Raw genomic sequence first — 16,130 nt, 5'->3', positions numbered from 1 at the left:
CCGCCCCGCACCTCCCACCCCGCTCGCTTTGCTCTGCTTCAACCCACGCAACGGTTACAGGAGGTAACTGACCGTCGAGCCGGGCTGACTTCATCAGCACGGAGGATGCCCAGCTCAGTCGTGCTTGCGTTGGTTGAAGCAGAGCAAAGCGCGAAAGGGAAGGTGGTCAGGTGCGCGCGGCCGTCGCGGAAAGTGACGGTCCCGCAGCGAGTCTGCTGTTACTCAAGGTGAGTTGTCAGCCGTCGATCCGGGTGATGTTGCGGATCTTGTTGGAGGCGTCCAGGGCGGCCACCTTGTACGCCTCGGCCAGCGTCGGGTAGTTGAAGACCGTGTCGACCAGGTAGTTCACCGTGCCGCCGCAGCCCATCACCGTCTGCCCGATGTGGACGATCTCGGTGGCGCCGGTGCCGAAGACGTGCACGCCGAGCAACCGGCCATCCTCCGGCGAGACGAGCAGCTTCAACATGCCGTACGAGTCACCCACGATCTGGCCGCGCGCCAACTCGCGGTAGCGAGCGATGCCCACCTCGAACGGGGTCGCGCTGTCGGTCAGCTCCTCCTCGGTCTTCCCGACGAAGCTGATCTCCGGGATGGTGTAGATGCCGATCGGCTGCAACTCGTGCATCGGGCGGTCCGGCTCGCCGCAGGCGTGCTGCGCGGCCAACCGTCCCTGCTCCATCGACGTCGAGGCCAGCGCCGGGAACCCGATCACGTCGCCGACGGCGTAGATGTTCGCCGCCGCGGTGCGGTAGTTCGCGTCGACCTCGATGCGACCGCGTCGGTCCGCGGTCAACCCGGCCGCAGCCAGATCCAGCCCGTCGGTCTGGCCCTGCCGGCCGGCCGAGTACATCACGGTGTCCGCGACGATCTTCTTGCCGCTCTTGAGGACGCAGAGCGCGGCGGTCTGGTGCTTCTCGACCGAGGCCACCTCCTCGCCGAAGCGGAAGGTCACGGACAGGTCCCGCAGGTGATACTTCAGCGACTCGACGACCTCCTCGTCGCAGAAGTCGAGCATCCGCTCCCGGCGTTCGACCACGGTGACCTTCGTGCCGAGCGCGGCGAACATCGAGGCGTACTCCATGCCGATCACGCCCGCGCCGACCACGACCATGCTGCGCGGCACGGCCTGGAGGTTGATGACGCCGTCGGAGTCCACGATGGTCCGGTCGTCGAAGTCGACGCTGTCGGGCCGGGCCGGTCGGGTGCCGGCGGCGATGATTGCCTTGTCGAAGGTGACCTTGGATTCGCGGCCGGAGTCGCCGTCGACCCAGACCGAATTGGCGTCGGCGAACCGCCCGGTGCCGGTGATGATCGCGACGCGATTGCGGGCCAGCTGGTTACGGATGACATCGGTCTGCCGGTTGATGACGTGCTGGGTCCGGGCGGCCAGATCGCTGACGGTGATCTCGTCCTTGACCCGGTAGCTGCTGCCGTAGAGGTCCCGCTGGCTGAGGCCGGTCAGGTAGAGCACGGCCTCGCGCAGGGTCTTGGACGGCACGGTGCCGGTGTTGATGCACACCCCGCCGAGCATGTCGCGCCGCTCCACCAGGCCGACCCGCCGGCCCAGCTTCGCGGCGGCGATGGCGGCCTTCTGACCGCTGGGTCCGGAGCCCAGCACCAACAGGTCGTAGTCATACACGATCACCAGCGTCGCAAGATGTCGCGCCTGGCGCCAGACCTGTCGCGTACGCGGCAGGTGACGTTAACCAGGTTGGAACAAAGGCGGCGAGCTGCCGGGCACGACGCGGCCGGCCCGGCAGCGCGGCACCTCAGGGGTGGGCGACGACGCCGGCCAGAGCGGCCGGCCCCATGCGGAAGTCCGGGTCGATCTGGGAGGTGAGATCGACTCCGACGCGCTCGTTGGCCCACGCCTCGGCGTTGCGCCGGTGGAACTCGTGGGCCCACCTGGTGAACGCCGCCCAGTCCTGGGTGGTGCCGTCGACAGCCTCGGACATCAGGCTCAGCACGGCCTGGTTGGGCTCCTCCAGGTCGTCGAGCGGGCCGACCGTGCCGCGCTCGGCGCGGCGCACGTACGTCGACCGGCTCATCCAGGTCAGCAGGTCGGCGCCGACGTGCTCACGGAGGAATTCCACATCGGTGGCGTCCTCGACCTTGTTACCGATCACCGACAGCGTCACCCCGTAGTCGCGGGCGTAGCCGGCGTACTGGCGGTAGACGCTGACGCTGCGCACAGTCGGTTCGCAGACCAGAAAGGTGCGGTCGAAGCGGGTGAACAGCCCCGAGGCGAAGGAGTCGGCACCGGCGGTCATGTCCACCACCAGGTACTCGCCGGGGCCGTCGAGCAGGTGGTTCAGCAGCAGTTCCACCGCGCCGACCTTCGAGTGGTAGCAGGCCACCCCAAGGTCCTCGGCACTGAACTCGCCGGTCGCCGCCAGCCGTACGCCACCGACGGTGGCGACGCACTCCGCGTAGATCGGGTTCTCCTCCGCCACCCGAAGCAACCGTGAGCCCCGCCCCGGTGGGGTGGTCTTCACCATCTGCGCGGCCGAGCCGATGCGCGGGTTGTCGCCGCGCAGATACTCCTTGATCGCTGGCAGGTGCTCACTCAACGGCCGCATCGTGCCCGCCGCGGCCGGGCCACCGAGAGCCGCCGCGAGGTGCTGGTTGATGTCGGCGTCGATGGCCAGCACCGGGCGTCCCTCGGCGGTGAGGTGGCGGGCGTGGAGCGCGGCGAGGGTGGTCTTGCCGCTGCCACCCTTTCCGACGAAGGCGATCTTCACCGGCATCCCTCCACGAAGATGCTAACGGGAACCGTTTCCATAAATGGCATGGTAGCGGGTCGCTTCGCGGTCCGACGCCGAACCCGCCGCCTGACTCGCCGAGGTCGGTGGGAACGGCTGAGGATCGCCGGCCGGAGCGAGGTCGAGCACGTCGGTTCAGCAGTCACGCAGCTCGGGGGACTGGTTGAGCAGTTGGCCCCGTACCGAGGTGAACCGGCGGTAGGTGTCGGAGTCGACGGCGGACGGTCGGAACGCCGCGACCCGGTGGCAGTTCTGGAAGGCGAGCTTGATGCCGAAGTGACGCTCCAGGCTGGACCGGATGGCGTCACTGGCCAACGCGCGCAACAGTTGGCCCCGTTCCGCCTCGCTGGGCGGGGGGACCTCGTTGTCGGCGAACTCGGCGTCGGAGGACGCCAGCTCCGACGCCACCCGGCTGACGGTCTGCCAGGCGTACGGCAATGACTCGCGGACGCAGGCCACGAAGTCCTCGTCGTCGACGGGGCCGGACTCGGCGGCCCGCAGCAGGCTCGGCGGCACGGTGAGAGACATGCTCCTCCTCGGCTAACGATCACGGTTGTCATTACCGTTACTCTCGGAGCACATCACGTCACTGTCGGCGGTGTCAATGTTCGCCACACCGGCGATGCCGGCAGATGCGCCGGTCAGCCGAGGGACCGCAGTCGGGCGGCGAGAACGTCCTGGAAGAAGTCGAGGAAGCCGTCGGGGTCGGGACCGGCGTTCTGCAGCACGATGTGGTCGAAGCCCGCGTCGACGTACGTCCGCACGGCCTGGACGTGCGCGTCCGGGCCGGGACCGACGGCGAACTGCTGCCGGATGTCGTCCTCGGTGACGGTGCGCGAGGCCGCCTCGAAGTTCACCGGGTTCGGCAGCTCGCTCATCACCTTCCAGCCGGTGACCGCCCAGCGGCTGGTCTCCCAGGCCGCCCGCACGGCCTGCTGCTCGTCGGGCGCCCAGGCCAGTGACACCTCGGCGTAGCGGGGCCCCTGTCCGCCGAGTCGTTGGTAGGTCTGCACGAGGTCGGCCTCGGGTTCGGTGGCGAACAGCCCGTCACCGAGTTCCGCGGCGATGGTCACGGACGCCTCACCGCTGGCGGCGACGGCGATGACGGGCAGTTGGTCGGGCAGGTCGAACACCCGGGCATCGTCCAGTTGAAGATGCTTCCCCTCGTACGACCGGTAGCCGCCGGACCAGAGCAACCGGATGATCTCGAGCGCCTCGCGGAGCCGCTCGTGTCGCCCCCGTGCGCTGGGGAAGCCCTGGCCGACGACGTGTTCGTTAAGGCGCTCGCCGGCGCCGACGCCGAGGGTGAACCGGTTGTCGGAGACCAGGGCGAGCGTGGCGGCGGCCTGAGCGATGATCGCTGGGTGATAGCGCACGCTCGGGCAGGTGACCCCGGTCGCCAGTTCGATCCGGTCGGTCCGGGCGGCGATCGCCCCGAGCACCGTCCAGGTGAACGACGAGTGACCCTGGCTGTCCAGCCAGGGGTGGAAGTGGTCACTCATCTCGACGAAGTCGAACCCCACCTGCTCGGCGCGCACCGCCTGCCGGATGATCTCGTTCGGCCCGAAGCCCTCACTGGACAGCTTGTACCCGATCCGCATCAGATCTCCCGATATGAACCCTGCCGGTCCCTGCCACCTTTGCACTAGTTCGCCCGTCCGGAGGGCTAATCCTGGGACATCGCGGGGTGCTCATAGGTCAGCACTGCTTTCACGGCTGAGGCGGGTCGAACGCCGCATCGAAACCCGTCGTGCCGTCCGGGGCACCTGTGTTGCTCCCCGGGCGGACCAGGCCGGTCTCGTACGCCAGGATCACCAGCTGGACCCGGTCCCGGACGCCGAGTTTGGTGATGGCCCGGCTGATATGGGTCTTCGCGGTCAACGGGCTGATCACCAGCCGGCGAGCGATGTCCTCGTTGGACAGCCCGGCCGCGACGAGTCGCAGCACGTCACGTTCCCGGTCGGTGAGCACCGCGAGCCGGGCACCACCGTCGCCGCCGGTGACCGGTCGGTGGGCGAACTGCGCCACGACCCGGCGAGTGACGCTGGGGGACAGCAGCGCCTCGCCTGCGGCGACCACCCGGACGGCGGTGCGCAATTCGTCCGGGTCCACCTCCTTCGTGAGGAAGCCGCTCGCCCCGGCCGCGAGCGCGGCGAACACGTACTCGTCGGTCTCGAAGGTGGTGAGGATGACGACGCGACAGTCGGGCAGCCGTGGATCGGCGATGATCTGCCGGGTCGCCGTGATGCCGTCCAGGCCGGGCATCCGGATGTCCATGAGGACGACGTCCGGCCGCGTCGCCCGTGCGGCGCGCACCGCTTCGTCGCCGGTCGACGCCTCCCCGACCACGGCGATACCCCGGTCACGCTTCAGCAGGCTACGAAAGCCGGCGCGGACCAGTTGCTGGTCGTCGGCGATCAGCACCGAGACAGCCATCGTCACCTCGCCACCGGGAGCACGGCCGACACCAGGAAACCTCCGCCGTCCGCAGGTCCGACCGTCATCGTGCCACCGAGCGCCTGCACCCTGTCCCGCATCCCGTCGATGCCGTGCCCACCGGTGATCTCAGGCGTCGTGGTCCCGTCGTCCTGGACGTGGACGGCGACCCGGGTCGGTTCGTAGCGCAGGGTCACCACGACCCGCGCGGCGTGAGCGTGGCGGACGACATTCGTCAGCGCCTCCTGCAGCACCCGGTACACGGCCTGCGCCACCGGCGTCGGCACCGCCGACCGGTCACCGTTCTCGTGCAACGTCACCCCCAGGCCCACGGCTCGCACCTGCTCGACCAGGTCGGCCACTCCGTCCAGCCCGGGTACCGGTGACTCGACAGCTGGCGCGGTCTCGTCGCGCAGGACCGCGACGAGCGCGCCAAGGTCGGCCATCGCCCGGCCGCGTACCGCCTGAGCCAGCCGGAGCGCGTCGCGCGCCTCACCGGGCGCCGAGTCGACCGCGTCGAGCGCCACGTTGAGGTGTACGCCGACGACGGCCAACGTGTGGGAGACGACGTCGTGTAGTTCCCTCGCGATGCGTACCCGTTCCTCGGCGCGGCGGCGACCTGCCGCCAGTTCCTGTTCGTGCCGTGACTGTCGCAGTCGAGCGGCCACCTCGTCCTGCCAGCGTCGCCGGTCGCGGTACGCCAGCGCAGCGGTCAGGACCACCGTCAACCAGAGCGCCTCGCCGCCGGTCCGTACCGCGATCCATTCCGCGGTGTGTCCGCCGACGCTCGCCTCCCAACTGACGGCCCAGGCCAGGAAAGCCACTCCGGTCATCAGCGCCCAACCGACCCGGCCGGCCAGCACGGCCCCGGCGAAGGCGATTGTCGCCGGCCAGACCCAGCCGTGCTCGACCAGACCGGCGCCGCGGTACGCGGCGATGGCCGCGACCGACGCGACGAGGGTGACGACGGGCCACCGGGTACGCAGAAACAGCAGCGCGGCGAGTGTCTGGGCCAGCGCCAACGCGCCCGCCACGGTCACCGCTCCGCCGCTGAGTGCGACCCCGGCCGGAACGGCGGCGACCGTGGTCACGACCAGGAGGACGGTGCTGCCGAGGCCACCTGACGCCGGGTGTGCCTTCGTGTCCGGGTACGCCATCGTCGCGTCCGTTCCCACCATCGGTCGATTATCCGTCCCGGGCCATCCGACGCAGTCCCACCACCGCCACCACGAGCCATCCGGTGTTCGACCACACCATGGCCCGCTCGACCAGCCCGACGACGGTGTACCACGAGCCGACCGAGAGGTCCGGGCCGTCCAACACGTCGACCCAGGTCACCACGAACACGACGAATACGGCCAGCACCAGGACCATGGCGATCGTCAATCCCAGGGCCACCGGTTGCCAGCGCGGGTCGCGACGCCATGTCCGGGTGAGTAGCACTGCGGCGACGGGCAGAGCCAGGAACGCGGTCAGGCCACCCAGGCCGTGCACCATGGCGGCGGTCGATGGCGGGCGGTCCCAGTGACCAGGCGGGTCGGCCGGAAACACGCCTGCGATCAGCATCCCCGCGGCCCAGACGCCCAGTAGCCACAACCCGAGCCGCTCGCCGGTCGGCGAGCCGCCGGTGGCCCGCGCCGCGGTGAGTCGGACGACGAGGAAGATCAGGAGCGCCGCACTGACGGCGAAGCCGACACCCGCGGTCGGGATGAGCCAGCCGGCTCGGCCATGCACGAAGTAGCTGGCCATGTGCTCGATCCAGCTCCACTGCGGGTTGACTGCGTCGGCCGCCGCGATGGCGGCCACGGGCAGGAGCAGCCCGACGAGCGCGACGTCGGCGGCGAGCCGTTGGCCTGTCTCGCGGGTGGGGTTGTGCGGGTACGGAACGGGCATCGGTACCTCCTCGTCGGGTGACCGAAGCTACGGCGAGGAGCGTGGTGGGCGCGTCGTCTCGACGTGGTCTCCGCTGCCCACCCCAGATGGAGTAGGCCGTACACCGATCGCAGTAGGTTTCGCGTCACCGGGTGCCGGACAAAAACGTAACTCGTCGGTTACGCTTTAGCGGTGGACGACGTGGCCGCCGCGATCGCGGACCCGGTGCGGCGGCGCATCCTCGAACTACTGCGCGAGCGTCAGCTGCCGGCCGGGCGGATCGCCGAGGAGTTCGAGATCAGCCGCCCGGCGATCAGCCGGCACCTGCGCGTACTGCGTGAGAGCGGCCTGGTCCGCGACGCCGTCGTCGGCCGCCAGCGGTTCTACGAACTGGATCCGACCCGGCTCGCCGAGTTGGTCCGGTGGCTGACCCCGTTCACCCGGACCGATCTCTGGGAACGTCGCTTCGACGCCCTGGAGACCGAGGTCTACCGTGCCCGCCGCGATCGCCGCACCGGCGACTCGCCATCCGCCCCACAGGAGCGCACCGCATGACCCGTGTACCGACCGGCCGACTCTTCGGCGCCGAGAACGGCGTCGACCTGGTCCTCACCCGCACCTTTTCCGCCCCCATCGACGACGTGTGGGCCAGCCTCACCGAGTCGGAACGCACGGCACGATGGTTCGGCCCCTGGGAGGGCGACGCTGGACCGGGCCGCACCGTCCGGGTCCAGATGGCAATGGAGGAGGACGCGCCCTGGTCCGATCTGCGGATCGACGCGTGTGAGCCGCCCCGGCGGCTGGCCGTGTCCATGCGCGACGAGTACGGCCACTGGGTGCTGGAACTGCTGCTGACCTCGCACGGCGAGCGCACCGAGCTGCGCTTCGTCCACCACCTCGACGACGCCACCGGTATCGGCGAGGTCGGGCCGGGCTGGGAGTACTACCTCGACTGTCTGGTGGCCGCCCGCGACGACGCGGCGTTGCCGTCGTTCGACGACTACCACCCGCCGATGAAGGCGTACTACGAGCACCTGCGGCCGGAGTGATCGAAGATACCCACATCCGCGCCATTCGCTCCGTTTTGCTCGGTCTTCCCCGGGTACCGCCCTGGCCATCTGGCTCTCGTGCCCCAGGGAGGTACCTGTCAAGATGAACGCCCGCAACCCCGCCGAGGCGGTAAGGAGCGTCGTGGAAGCCGCGGCGGAGAAGGTGACCGACGCTCTCACCCCGCAGGTGCCCGGTGCGCCGGGCAGCGCCCCGCCGCCGCGCGACGAGCCGACGACGCCGCACGAGCCGCTGCCGCCGAAACCCGAACAGGGTGCCCCGCAGACCCGCACGCCGACCGGCGCCGAGACCGGCGCGCCGGCCACCGCCAACGGCCAGCAGGGCGCCTTCCTCACCACCGCGCAGGGTGCGCGGCTACGGGACACCGACCACTCCCTCAAGGCCGGCCCGCGCGGGCCCGTCCTGCTCCAGGACCACCACCTGCGGGAGAAGATCACCCATTTCGACCATGAGCGGATCCCCGAGCGGGTGGTGCACGCCCGCGGGGCGGGCGCGCACGGTGAGTTCACCGCGTACGGCACCGCCGAGGCGGTCACCCGGGCGGGTTTCCTGGCCAAGGGGCGGACCACCGAGGTCTTCGTCCGCTTCTCCACGGTGCTCGGTTCCCGGGGCTCGGCCGACACCGTCCGCGACACCCGGGGCTTCGCCACGAAGTTCTACACCGACGAGGGCACCTTCGATCTGGTCGGCAACAACATGCCGGTCTTCTTCATCCAGGACGCCATCAAGTTCCCCGACATCATCCACGCCGGCAAGCCGCATCCCGACCGTGAGATCCCGCAGGCGCAGAGCGCGCACGACACCTTCTGGGATTTCGTCTCGCTGCACAGCGAGGCCCAGCACCACACCATGTGGAACATGTCCGACCGGGGCATCCCCCGCTCCTACCGGACCATGGAGGGCTTCGGCGTCCACACCTTCCGACTGGTCAACGCGGCGGGCGAGACGGTGCTGGCCAAGTTCCACTGGAAGCCGAAGCTGGGCGTGCACTCGCTGGTCTGGGAGGAGGCCCAACTGCTCGGCGGCATGGACCCGGACTTCCACCGGCGTGACCTCTACGACGCCATCGAGGCCGGCGCGTTCCCCGAGTGGGAACTCGGTCTTCAGATCTTCCCCGACACGCCCGAGGAGACCTTCGCCGGCATCGACCTGCTCGACCCGACGAAGATCGTGCCGGAGGAACTCGCACCGGTGCAGCCGGTCGGCAAGCTCACGCTGAACCGCACGCCGACGAACTTCTTCGCCGAGACTGAGCAGGTCGCCTTCCACGTGGGGCACCTGCCGCCGGGCATCGACGTCACCAACGACCCGCTGCTCCAGGGACGGCTCTTCTCGTACGTCGACACGCAGCTGACCCGCCTGGGCGGGCCGAACTTCGCGCAGATCCCGATCAACCGGCCGCACGCCCCGGTCAACGACATGCTGCGCGACGGCTTCCACCAGCAGGCCGTGCACGCGGGCGTGGCACCGTACCGGCCGAACTCGCTGGACGGCGGCAACCCGTTCCCCGCCGGCGACGACGACAACGCGTTCGTCGACGTGCCCGTGCAGGTCGCGCAGGCCCCCAAGGTACGCGCCAACCCGGCCTCGTTCGACGACCACTTCAGCCAGGCCCGCCTGTTCTGGCTCAGCATGTCCCCGGTCGAGCGGGAACACATCGTCAGGGCGTACACCTTCGAACTGGGCAAGTGCTACCACCAGGCGATCAAGGAACGGCAGCTCCAGTGCCTGGCCAACATCGACCCGGTGCTCTGCGCCCAGGTGGCCACCGGCCTCGGTCTGCCCGCGCCGGAGCCGACCGTGCCGTTGGCCGACGTCGAGCCAAGCCCCGCGCTGTCCCAGGTCGGGCGGCAGTGGCCGGCCGACGGCCGGATGGTCGGCATCATCGTCGACCCCGAGGCCGACCTCGACAGCGTCCGGGCGGTCCGCGCGGCGGTCTTCGCCGCCGACATGGTGCCGCTGCTCATCGCGCCGCACGGCGGGACGATCGGCGACCTGCCCGCGCAACGCAGCTTCGCCACCGGCCGCTCGGTCGAACTCGACGCGCTCCTGCTCGCCTCGGCACCCGTGCCGGCCCCGGACGCGGTGCCGGCTCGCGACGCCAAGGCGGGCGCGGCCGGCTCGAACGCCATCGACCCCCGGGTGCTGCTGATGGTCGAGGAGTGCTGGCGGCACGCCAAGGCCATCGGTGCCTGGGGGACCGGCGTCGCGGTGCTGGAGCAGGCCGGCGTCACCGGCTCGCCGGGCGTGGTCACCGCCGAATCCGCCACCGACGTCCTGACCGCCGTCCAGCAGTTGATGGCCGACCACCGGGTCTGGGACCGGTTCCCCAGCCCACTGAGCTGACCGAGCGGCCGGGCGGTCAGGGTTTCCCACCCAGGGCGCCATGTCGGGCAGACGCGATCATGTCTGCCCGACATGGCGCCCTGGGTCGTCCTGCTTCCGTCGGCTCGGGGGCCGGAGAAGGTGGACGGTCGAGTATTCAGCTCACGCGCCGGCGAGCGCTCGGTGCAAGCGGCGGGCCTCGGTGACCAGGCGGCTGGATCCGCCCCGTCCGGCGAGGTCGGCCAGGCCGGGTACGTCGATCCGGACGCCGGTCGCGGTGGCCGTCTCCGCCGCCAGGGTCAGCAGGTCCGGTACGCCACGCGGTGGCGTGGGCGCGGCCAGTACCGCCGGGAGCGCGGCGGCGAGCAGCCGCCACACGGTCAGCGGCGCGCCTGCCTGCGCCGCGTCGCGCAGCGGTTCGACGACCCGGGACAGCTTCACCAGTTGCCGGGCGGCCAGCGTGCCGAGCTGCTCCCCGGTGCCGGCGGCGTCGAAGTCACCGGCGGCGGCGAGGGCGAGCAGCGCGTCCACCGTCGCGACCCGGTCCGGGCCGTGCCGGGCGCCGAGACCGTAGGCCAACGCCAGGTCGAGGGCCACCCCGCCCGGGCCACCGACCTCCGCGAGCAGGGGCAGCACCGCCGCGCCGCCGCGCTCGTCCATGTCCGCAGCACCGGCGACCAGCGGCAGGGCGTACGCGGTGACCGCGCCCCGGTGGCTGGGCAGCAGCGACGGCCACAGGTGCACCCAGCCGGAGTGGTCGCCGCCGAGGGGGGTGGCCGGCGCGGTGAGCAGCCCGTACCGGTCGACTGCACCGGTGGGTGGTGCCAGTTCGACCAGGATCCGCTCGGCCGGCATGTACGCCCACTCCCAGTGGCGGTTGCCCCGCCGGGAGTCGCGGGTGACGGTGCGGGACCGGATGACCGGCTGCGGTAGGCCGCCGTCGCGTAGCCACCCGGCGAGCCGTTGGCCGGCTGCGGTGCCGAGCGCCGCCGCCTTCGCGGCGAGGGTCTCGTCGACGTCGGTCGGCAACCGCAGCAGCGCCTGGGTGAGATCCCAGTGGCCCGGCTCCCGGTGACCCAGCGCGGTGAGCCGTTCCAGGAGCGCCATCGGGTCGAGCAGGCCGTTGGTCGAGGTGGGCAGTGCCAGCAGGCCGGACTGTCCCGGCTCATTGAGGTACGCGCCGATCTCGGCCAACCGGACACGCAACAGCCGGTGGACCGGCGGCACCTTGGGATCGGTGACCGCCAGCTCCGGCACCGCGTCGGGCCGGTGTACCGCCGTCAGGAGTTTCTCCCACCGCTCCCGCCGCCGGTCGGTGCGGCCGACACCGGCGCTGCCGAACACCTCGACCACCGTTTCGCAGAGACAGAGTGGATCCCAACGGTGCTCGTTGGCCCACGACCAGTGCCGTCGCTCGATCACCGGGTCGAGTGCGGCGCGTACCCGGTGCCCGTCGGCTGCGGTGAGCCGGACCAGCCCGTCGAGGATCCGCTCCAGGGGTGCCCCCTGGTACGGCGTGCCCAGCAGGGCGGCGACCTCCTCGGTCAACTCGTCCACGTCGTTGATCGGGTCGGGGGCCGGTGCGGGCGGCGCGGGCGGGGACAGGTCGTCGCCGCGTGGGCGGGTCAGCGCCGGGATGACCAGTGCCGGCGCGACACCGTGCCGGGCTGCCAGCGCCGCCGCCCGTTCCCGCAACTCCACCGCCGGATGCTCGCCGGCCACCGCGATCACCTCGCCGATCTCGGCGGCCCGGTCCCGGTGCTGGCGGGCGAGTTGGTCGAGCCAGGTGAGCTGGGTCCTGACAAGTTTCTTGTCGGGTCGCGTGAGCATCTGCCGGGCGGCGTCGAGGATCGATTCCAGCTCCAGCTCGGGCAGTTTCCGCAGCGCCTTCTGGGCCATGGTGGCCACCGGCGCGGGAGCGTCGACGAGCAGCCGCAGGTAGTCGGTGACCCGGGCGGTGACCTCGGCGGTGGTCGGCGCGAGCTGGTCGAGCAGGGTGGTGAAGGCGCGCAGCGCGGCGGGCCGGTCGCCGCGCAGCAGCCGACTGATCGAACCGTCGAGCAGCATCACCCGGTCGACCACCCCCTCGGTGGCGAGCTGGGCCAGGGCGGCCGGCAGGGCGGGCTGGCCCGGATCGTCCCAGTTGTGGTGGGCGGCGACGAACATCATCTGGACGCCGATGCCGTCGACCTCGAACAGCCGGGGCAGCATGGCGGCCAGGAACGGATCGTCGCGCAGCCGGTCGACCACTGGCGCCGCCTGGCCCTGGTGAAACCGGTCCGGGGCCTCGACCCCGGTCAACCACAGTTGCACGCACCGGTCGTCGGTGGGCGGCGCGCCACCCTCGGCGTGCAGCAGGAAGGCGACGAAATGCCACCGGCCGACCCAGGTGTCCTGACGGAACCGGGCGGCGATCCGGTGGGCCAGGTCGACGAGCCAGTCGATGCCCCGCTCCTGCGCCGCCCGACGGACCAGCTCGGCCGCGCGCCGACCGTGTGGGTTGACCGAGGGACGACCGAGGATCGCCGCGGCCTGAGCCGCGGTGGGCAGGCAGCCGACCACCGCGACCGCCAGGGCGGTCCCGGTGCCGGCCGACCACCAGGTCTCCCGGTCACGCTGCTTGAACCAGGCGGTCAGCTCGACGCCGATCTCCCGGCGGCGCTGCTCCGGTAAGCCCTCCAGCGCTGCCGCGACCGAATCGGCGTCACCGCTGCTCACCAGGTCGAACAGGTCGCTGGTGCCGCTGGCCGCCAACTCCCGGCGACGCCGTACCGTGCGCTGCTCCGGCCGCGTCACACCCGCTCCTCGACCCGTTCGGTGGTAAGCATCCGGGTGGCCAGGGCGTGCCGGCACGGCCCGCGTTGCCCCCGGTGTTTCGCCCACCAGGGGCAGGTGCAGGTCAGCCCGCCGTCGGGCAGCTGCCGGACCCGGTACACCTGGTCCCCGCTGCGTACCGTCGCTGCCGTGCCGTCGAGCTGCACCGCCTCGGCGTCGAGCAACGCCCGCGCACCGACCAACCGGGGGTTGTCCCGCTCGGCACGGCCGGCGTCATACGGCATCACCCGGTGGAAGTACGCCGCCTCGGCCACGTCGTAGCCGACCCGTCCGGCGGTGCCGAGCTGGGCCAGTGCGCCCCGGACCCGCTCCGCGTCGATGCCGGCCTGCTCGGCCAGCCGGTCCGGCTCGATGGTCGGATCCCAGGAGAGCAGGGCGGAGATGAGGTCGGCGTCGTCGACGACATCGTCTCCGGCGAGCGCGGCGAGAGCGGCCCCCTCGCCGGAGAAACCCCGGTACGGCTCGGGGGAGAGGGTCAGCGACAGCCGCAGCGCGCCGGTGTCCAGTTCCCAGACGCTCGGGGCCGGGGTGGCGCCGGGAGCCACCGTCGGCCCGTACACCCGGAGGGTTTTCGCGAAGCGCAGCATCGGTTGCAGCGCGACCAGCCGGCCGGCCCCGGCCAGGCAGACCGCTCCGGGGACGGGGCGGGAGGTCAGCCGCAGGGACCGGCCGGCCGGCACCACCCAGAGCACCGACCGTTCGCTGCCCCTGGGTAGCCGGCGCAGGAAGGCGCTGGCCTCGGCGGCCGGCAGCTCCGCCCGAGGCTCGAACCGGGCCGCGAGGACCTGCACCTCGGCGAAGCCGCGCAGCCAGCGCGCCGGCAGCGGCACCTTCTTCTCCACCACCGCGCCGTCCAGTGTGGAGACGGTCAGATCGTCGGGACCGACCGACAGGTGCAGCGGATCCAGACCACCGACCCGGGCCAGTGCCTCGCGCAGCGGGGTGTTCACGTCGACGTTCGTGGTGCCGTGCTCGGACACGTCACCGTCGAGCCCGGCGGGCAGCACGTCGAGCCGCGCGTACACCCCGCAGCAGCCGGAGAAGGATTCGAAGCGGAGCCTGTCGCGGCTGCCGGTGACCACCGGGTCGAGGCTGGCCGGGCTGACCGGCCGGTGGTAGCGGGTGCGGGCCACCTCGGCCACGGCCAGCAGACCCACCGCGGCTGCCTGACCAGTGGTGAGAAAACCGGTGAAGAAGCGGGGATTCGGCGCGGGACCGCCGCTGGTCTGCAGGGCGAGTGATCGCTGCGCGAGAGTGGAGGGGGCGAGATACCGGTACGTCTGGACTACGCTCACGCCGCCGCACGGTAGTGCAACCCACCGACACCGGAGCGCCGTGCCGGGAGTCCTCAGTGGGCGGCGACGGCCATCGCCTCCGCCGGCTCCGGCACGGCCAGCTGGTCGGGACGGACCACCACGACGAGCACGACCAGGGCCGAGACCATCCCGCCGGCGATCACCAGGGCCATCGCCACGGCACCGGTGCCGAGCACGCCCACCAGCGGAGCGGCCACCGCCCCGATGCCGAACTGCACCGCGCCGAGCAGAGCGGAGGCGGTGCCGGCCGCCTCGCCGTGTCGGGTCAGGGCCAGCGCGGGGGCGTTCGGCAGCGCCAGGCCGGCAGCCGCGAGCACCACCCAGAGCGACGCGAGCAGGGCCGGCAGGCCACCGATCCCGGTCGCGGCGAGGCCGAGCAGCAGCACGCTGGCGGCGGAGCCCACGATCAGGGCGGTCACCAGGATCCGTTGCGGGGACCAGCGACGCAGCAGCCGTACGTTGCCCTGGGTGGCCGCGATCAGGCCGACCGCCCCGGCGCCGAAGGCCAGCCCGAACTGCTGCTCGTCGAGTCCGTACCGCTCCTGTAGGACGAACGAGGAGCCGCCGACGTAGGCGAACAGGGCCGCCATGGCCAGCCCGGCCACCAGCACCAGCCCGACAAAGGCGCGGTCACGCAGCAGTGCGCCGTAGAGCCGGACGGTGGGCAGCACCCCGCCGCGTTGACGCCGCAGCGGCGGCAACGTCTCCGGCAGGCCCAGCATCGCGATCAGCAGCAGCAGTACGCCGAAGACCGCGAGGGCGGCGAACACGCCGCGCCACTGGGTCCACCGCAGCAGTTCGCTGCCGAGGGTCGGCGCGAGGATCGGAGCGGCACCCATCACGAGCAACAGGCGGGACAGCAGTTGGGCGAAGGCCGCGCCGCTGAACAGGTCGCGGACCACAGCCATGGCGATCACGGCTGCCGCCGCCGCGCCCAGGCCCTGGATCACCCGAAGCGCGCCGAGCACGGTGATGTTCGGGGCGAGAGCGCAGCTCACGGACGCCACGATGTGCAGTGCGGTACCGGCGATCAGCGGTGTCCGCCGGCCGACGGCGTCGGAGAGCGGACCGATCAGCAGTTGTCCGAGGGCGAGGCCGATCAGGGTGCCGGTGAGCGTCAGCTGGACCGCCGCCGAGGTGGTGCCGAAGTCGTCGACGATCGAGGGCAACGCCGGAAGGTACATGTCGATGGTGAGCGGGCCCACCGCGATCAGCGAGCCGAGGACGAGAATGAGGCGGAGGCGCTGGCGGCGGCTCATCAGGTCGCCCGGCATCAGCGCGGCCGACGGCGCGGCGGTGTCGACGCCGCTCACCGGGAGGTCTCCCGCCCGTGGGACGGTGCGGGATGTGGTGCGATGCTCATACCTGGCTGCAACCCACCTCCGCTGCGCTGATTCCCTCTTGATCCAGAGGTAAGCCACCTCACACCTGCGACCTGCTCGTCGGACCGACAGCGCAGGCCGTCGCGTACCGCCCACGGCCGGTCGCCGGCCCCAACGTCGATGGTGGGACCGGC

At 71.4% G+C, this 16,130-nt stretch carries 13 protein-coding genes; 3 read left to right on the top strand and 10 right to left on the bottom strand.

Features of this window, described 5'->3' with window-relative positions; translation table 11 throughout:
• Positions 1 to 235: 235 nt before the first annotated feature.
• The 7 genes from sthA to KBX50_RS11440 form a co-directional block, all read right to left on the bottom strand.
• Entirely contained in the window at positions 236 to 1,639 is a 1,404-nt protein-coding gene (sthA, locus tag KBX50_RS11470) for a Si-specific NAD(P)(+) transhydrogenase (protein WP_210936960.1), read from the bottom strand.
• A gap of 130 nt (positions 1,640 to 1,769) precedes the next feature.
• On the bottom strand, positions 1,770 to 2,741 hold the full coding sequence (locus KBX50_RS11465; RefSeq protein ID WP_210936958.1) for an ATP-binding protein: 972 nt from the start codon (positions 2,739 to 2,741) through the stop codon (positions 1,770 to 1,772).
• A 156-nt stretch (positions 2,742 to 2,897) separates the two neighbouring features.
• Positions 2,898 to 3,290: an SCO5389 family protein gene (locus tag KBX50_RS11460; protein ID WP_210936956.1), complete on the bottom strand. Its 393-nt coding sequence runs from the start codon at positions 3,288 to 3,290 to the stop codon at positions 2,898 to 2,900.
• Between the two features lie 113 nt (positions 3,291 to 3,403).
• Positions 3,404 to 4,363 carry a TIGR03557 family F420-dependent LLM class oxidoreductase gene (locus KBX50_RS11455; protein WP_210936954.1) on the bottom strand — a complete coding sequence of 320 codons (960 nt, stop codon included), beginning with the start codon at positions 4,361 to 4,363 and terminating at the stop codon, positions 3,404 to 3,406.
• A 109-nt stretch (positions 4,364 to 4,472) separates the two neighbouring features.
• Positions 4,473 to 5,198 (bottom strand): response regulator transcription factor, encoded by a 726-nt coding sequence (locus KBX50_RS11450; protein WP_210936951.1) that lies wholly within the window; start codon positions 5,196 to 5,198, stop codon positions 4,473 to 4,475.
• 2 nt (positions 5,199 to 5,200) lie between these two features.
• Positions 5,201 to 6,376 (bottom strand): sensor histidine kinase, encoded by a 1,176-nt coding sequence (locus KBX50_RS11445; RefSeq protein ID WP_247673488.1) that lies wholly within the window; start codon positions 6,374 to 6,376, stop codon positions 5,201 to 5,203.
• Positions 6,377 to 6,383: 7 nt separating this feature from the next.
• Positions 6,384 to 7,091, bottom strand: coding sequence for a DUF998 domain-containing protein (locus KBX50_RS11440; protein ID WP_210936950.1), 708 nt, complete (start codon positions 7,089 to 7,091; stop codon positions 6,384 to 6,386).
• 171 nt (positions 7,092 to 7,262) lie between these two features.
• On the opposite strand from KBX50_RS11440, the gene KBX50_RS11435 reads away from it, so the two are divergent.
• From KBX50_RS11435 to KBX50_RS11425, 3 genes are all read left to right on the top strand, one after another.
• Positions 7,263 to 7,625, top strand: coding sequence for a metalloregulator ArsR/SmtB family transcription factor (locus tag KBX50_RS11435; RefSeq protein ID WP_210936948.1), 363 nt, complete (start codon positions 7,263 to 7,265; stop codon positions 7,623 to 7,625).
• Complete coding sequence (locus KBX50_RS11430) at positions 7,622 to 8,119, top strand: SRPBCC family protein (RefSeq protein ID WP_210936946.1); 498 nt, start codon at positions 7,622 to 7,624, stop codon at positions 8,117 to 8,119. The genes KBX50_RS11435 and KBX50_RS11430 overlap by 4 nt, the downstream gene beginning before the upstream one ends.
• A gap of 103 nt (positions 8,120 to 8,222) precedes the next feature.
• Positions 8,223 to 10,484 carry a catalase gene (locus KBX50_RS11425; RefSeq protein ID WP_210936944.1) on the top strand — a complete coding sequence of 754 codons (2,262 nt, stop codon included), beginning with the start codon at positions 8,223 to 8,225 and terminating at the stop codon, positions 10,482 to 10,484.
• Positions 10,485 to 10,625: 141 nt separating this feature from the next.
• Here KBX50_RS11425 and KBX50_RS11420 read toward each other — a convergent pair whose 3' ends face one another.
• Genes KBX50_RS11420 through KBX50_RS11410 form a run of 3 tightly spaced genes read right to left on the bottom strand, consistent with a single transcriptional unit; the run spans position 10,626 to position 15,873 of the window.
• Complete coding sequence (locus KBX50_RS11420; protein WP_307870918.1) at positions 10,626 to 13,259, bottom strand: DUF6493 family protein; 2,634 nt, start codon at positions 13,257 to 13,259, stop codon at positions 10,626 to 10,628.
• Positions 13,256 to 14,593 (bottom strand): SWIM zinc finger family protein, encoded by a 1,338-nt coding sequence (locus tag KBX50_RS11415; RefSeq protein WP_210936942.1) that lies wholly within the window; start codon positions 14,591 to 14,593, stop codon positions 13,256 to 13,258. The genes KBX50_RS11420 and KBX50_RS11415 overlap by 4 nt, the downstream gene beginning before the upstream one ends.
• A 53-nt stretch (positions 14,594 to 14,646) precedes the next feature.
• A complete protein-coding gene (locus KBX50_RS11410) occupies positions 14,647 to 15,873 on the bottom strand; it encodes a multidrug effflux MFS transporter (RefSeq protein WP_210937041.1) in 1,227 nt (408 codons plus the stop codon).
• Between the last annotated feature and the right edge of the window lie 257 nt (positions 15,874 to 16,130).

The sequence above is a fragment of the Micromonospora sp. C51 genome (genome assembly GCF_018070435.1).
In the GTDB taxonomy this organism is placed as follows: domain Bacteria; phylum Actinomycetota; class Actinomycetes; order Mycobacteriales; family Micromonosporaceae; genus Micromonospora; species Micromonospora sediminimaris.
This window is presented reverse-complemented; position numbering and strand designations above follow the sequence as displayed.

Bases quoted from the DNA above. Each gene is read 5' to 3' on its own strand.
- KBX50_RS11460 (WP_210936956.1), bottom strand. From the start codon at position 3,290: ATGTCTCTCACCGTGCCGCCGAGCCTGCTGCGGGCCGCCGAGTCCGGC.
- KBX50_RS11455 (WP_210936954.1), bottom strand. From the start codon at position 4,363: ATGCGGATCGGGTACAAGCTGTCCAGTGAGGGCTTCGGGCCGAACGAG.
- KBX50_RS11450 (WP_210936951.1), bottom strand. From the start codon at position 5,198: ATGGCTGTCTCGGTGCTGATCGCCGACGACCAGCAACTGGTCCGCGCC.
- KBX50_RS11445 (WP_247673488.1), bottom strand. From the start codon at position 6,376: ATGGTGGGAACGGACGCGACGATGGCGTACCCGGACACGAAGGCACAC.
- KBX50_RS11440 (WP_210936950.1), bottom strand. From the start codon at position 7,091: ATGCCCGTTCCGTACCCGCACAACCCCACCCGCGAGACAGGCCAACGG.
- KBX50_RS11430 (WP_210936946.1), top strand. From the start codon at position 7,622: ATGACCCGTGTACCGACCGGCCGACTCTTCGGCGCCGAGAACGGCGTC.
- KBX50_RS11425 (WP_210936944.1), top strand. From the start codon at position 8,223: ATGAACGCCCGCAACCCCGCCGAGGCGGTAAGGAGCGTCGTGGAAGCC.
- KBX50_RS11410 (WP_210937041.1), bottom strand. From the start codon at position 15,873: ATGAGCCGCCGCCAGCGCCTCCGCCTCATTCTCGTCCTCGGCTCGCTG.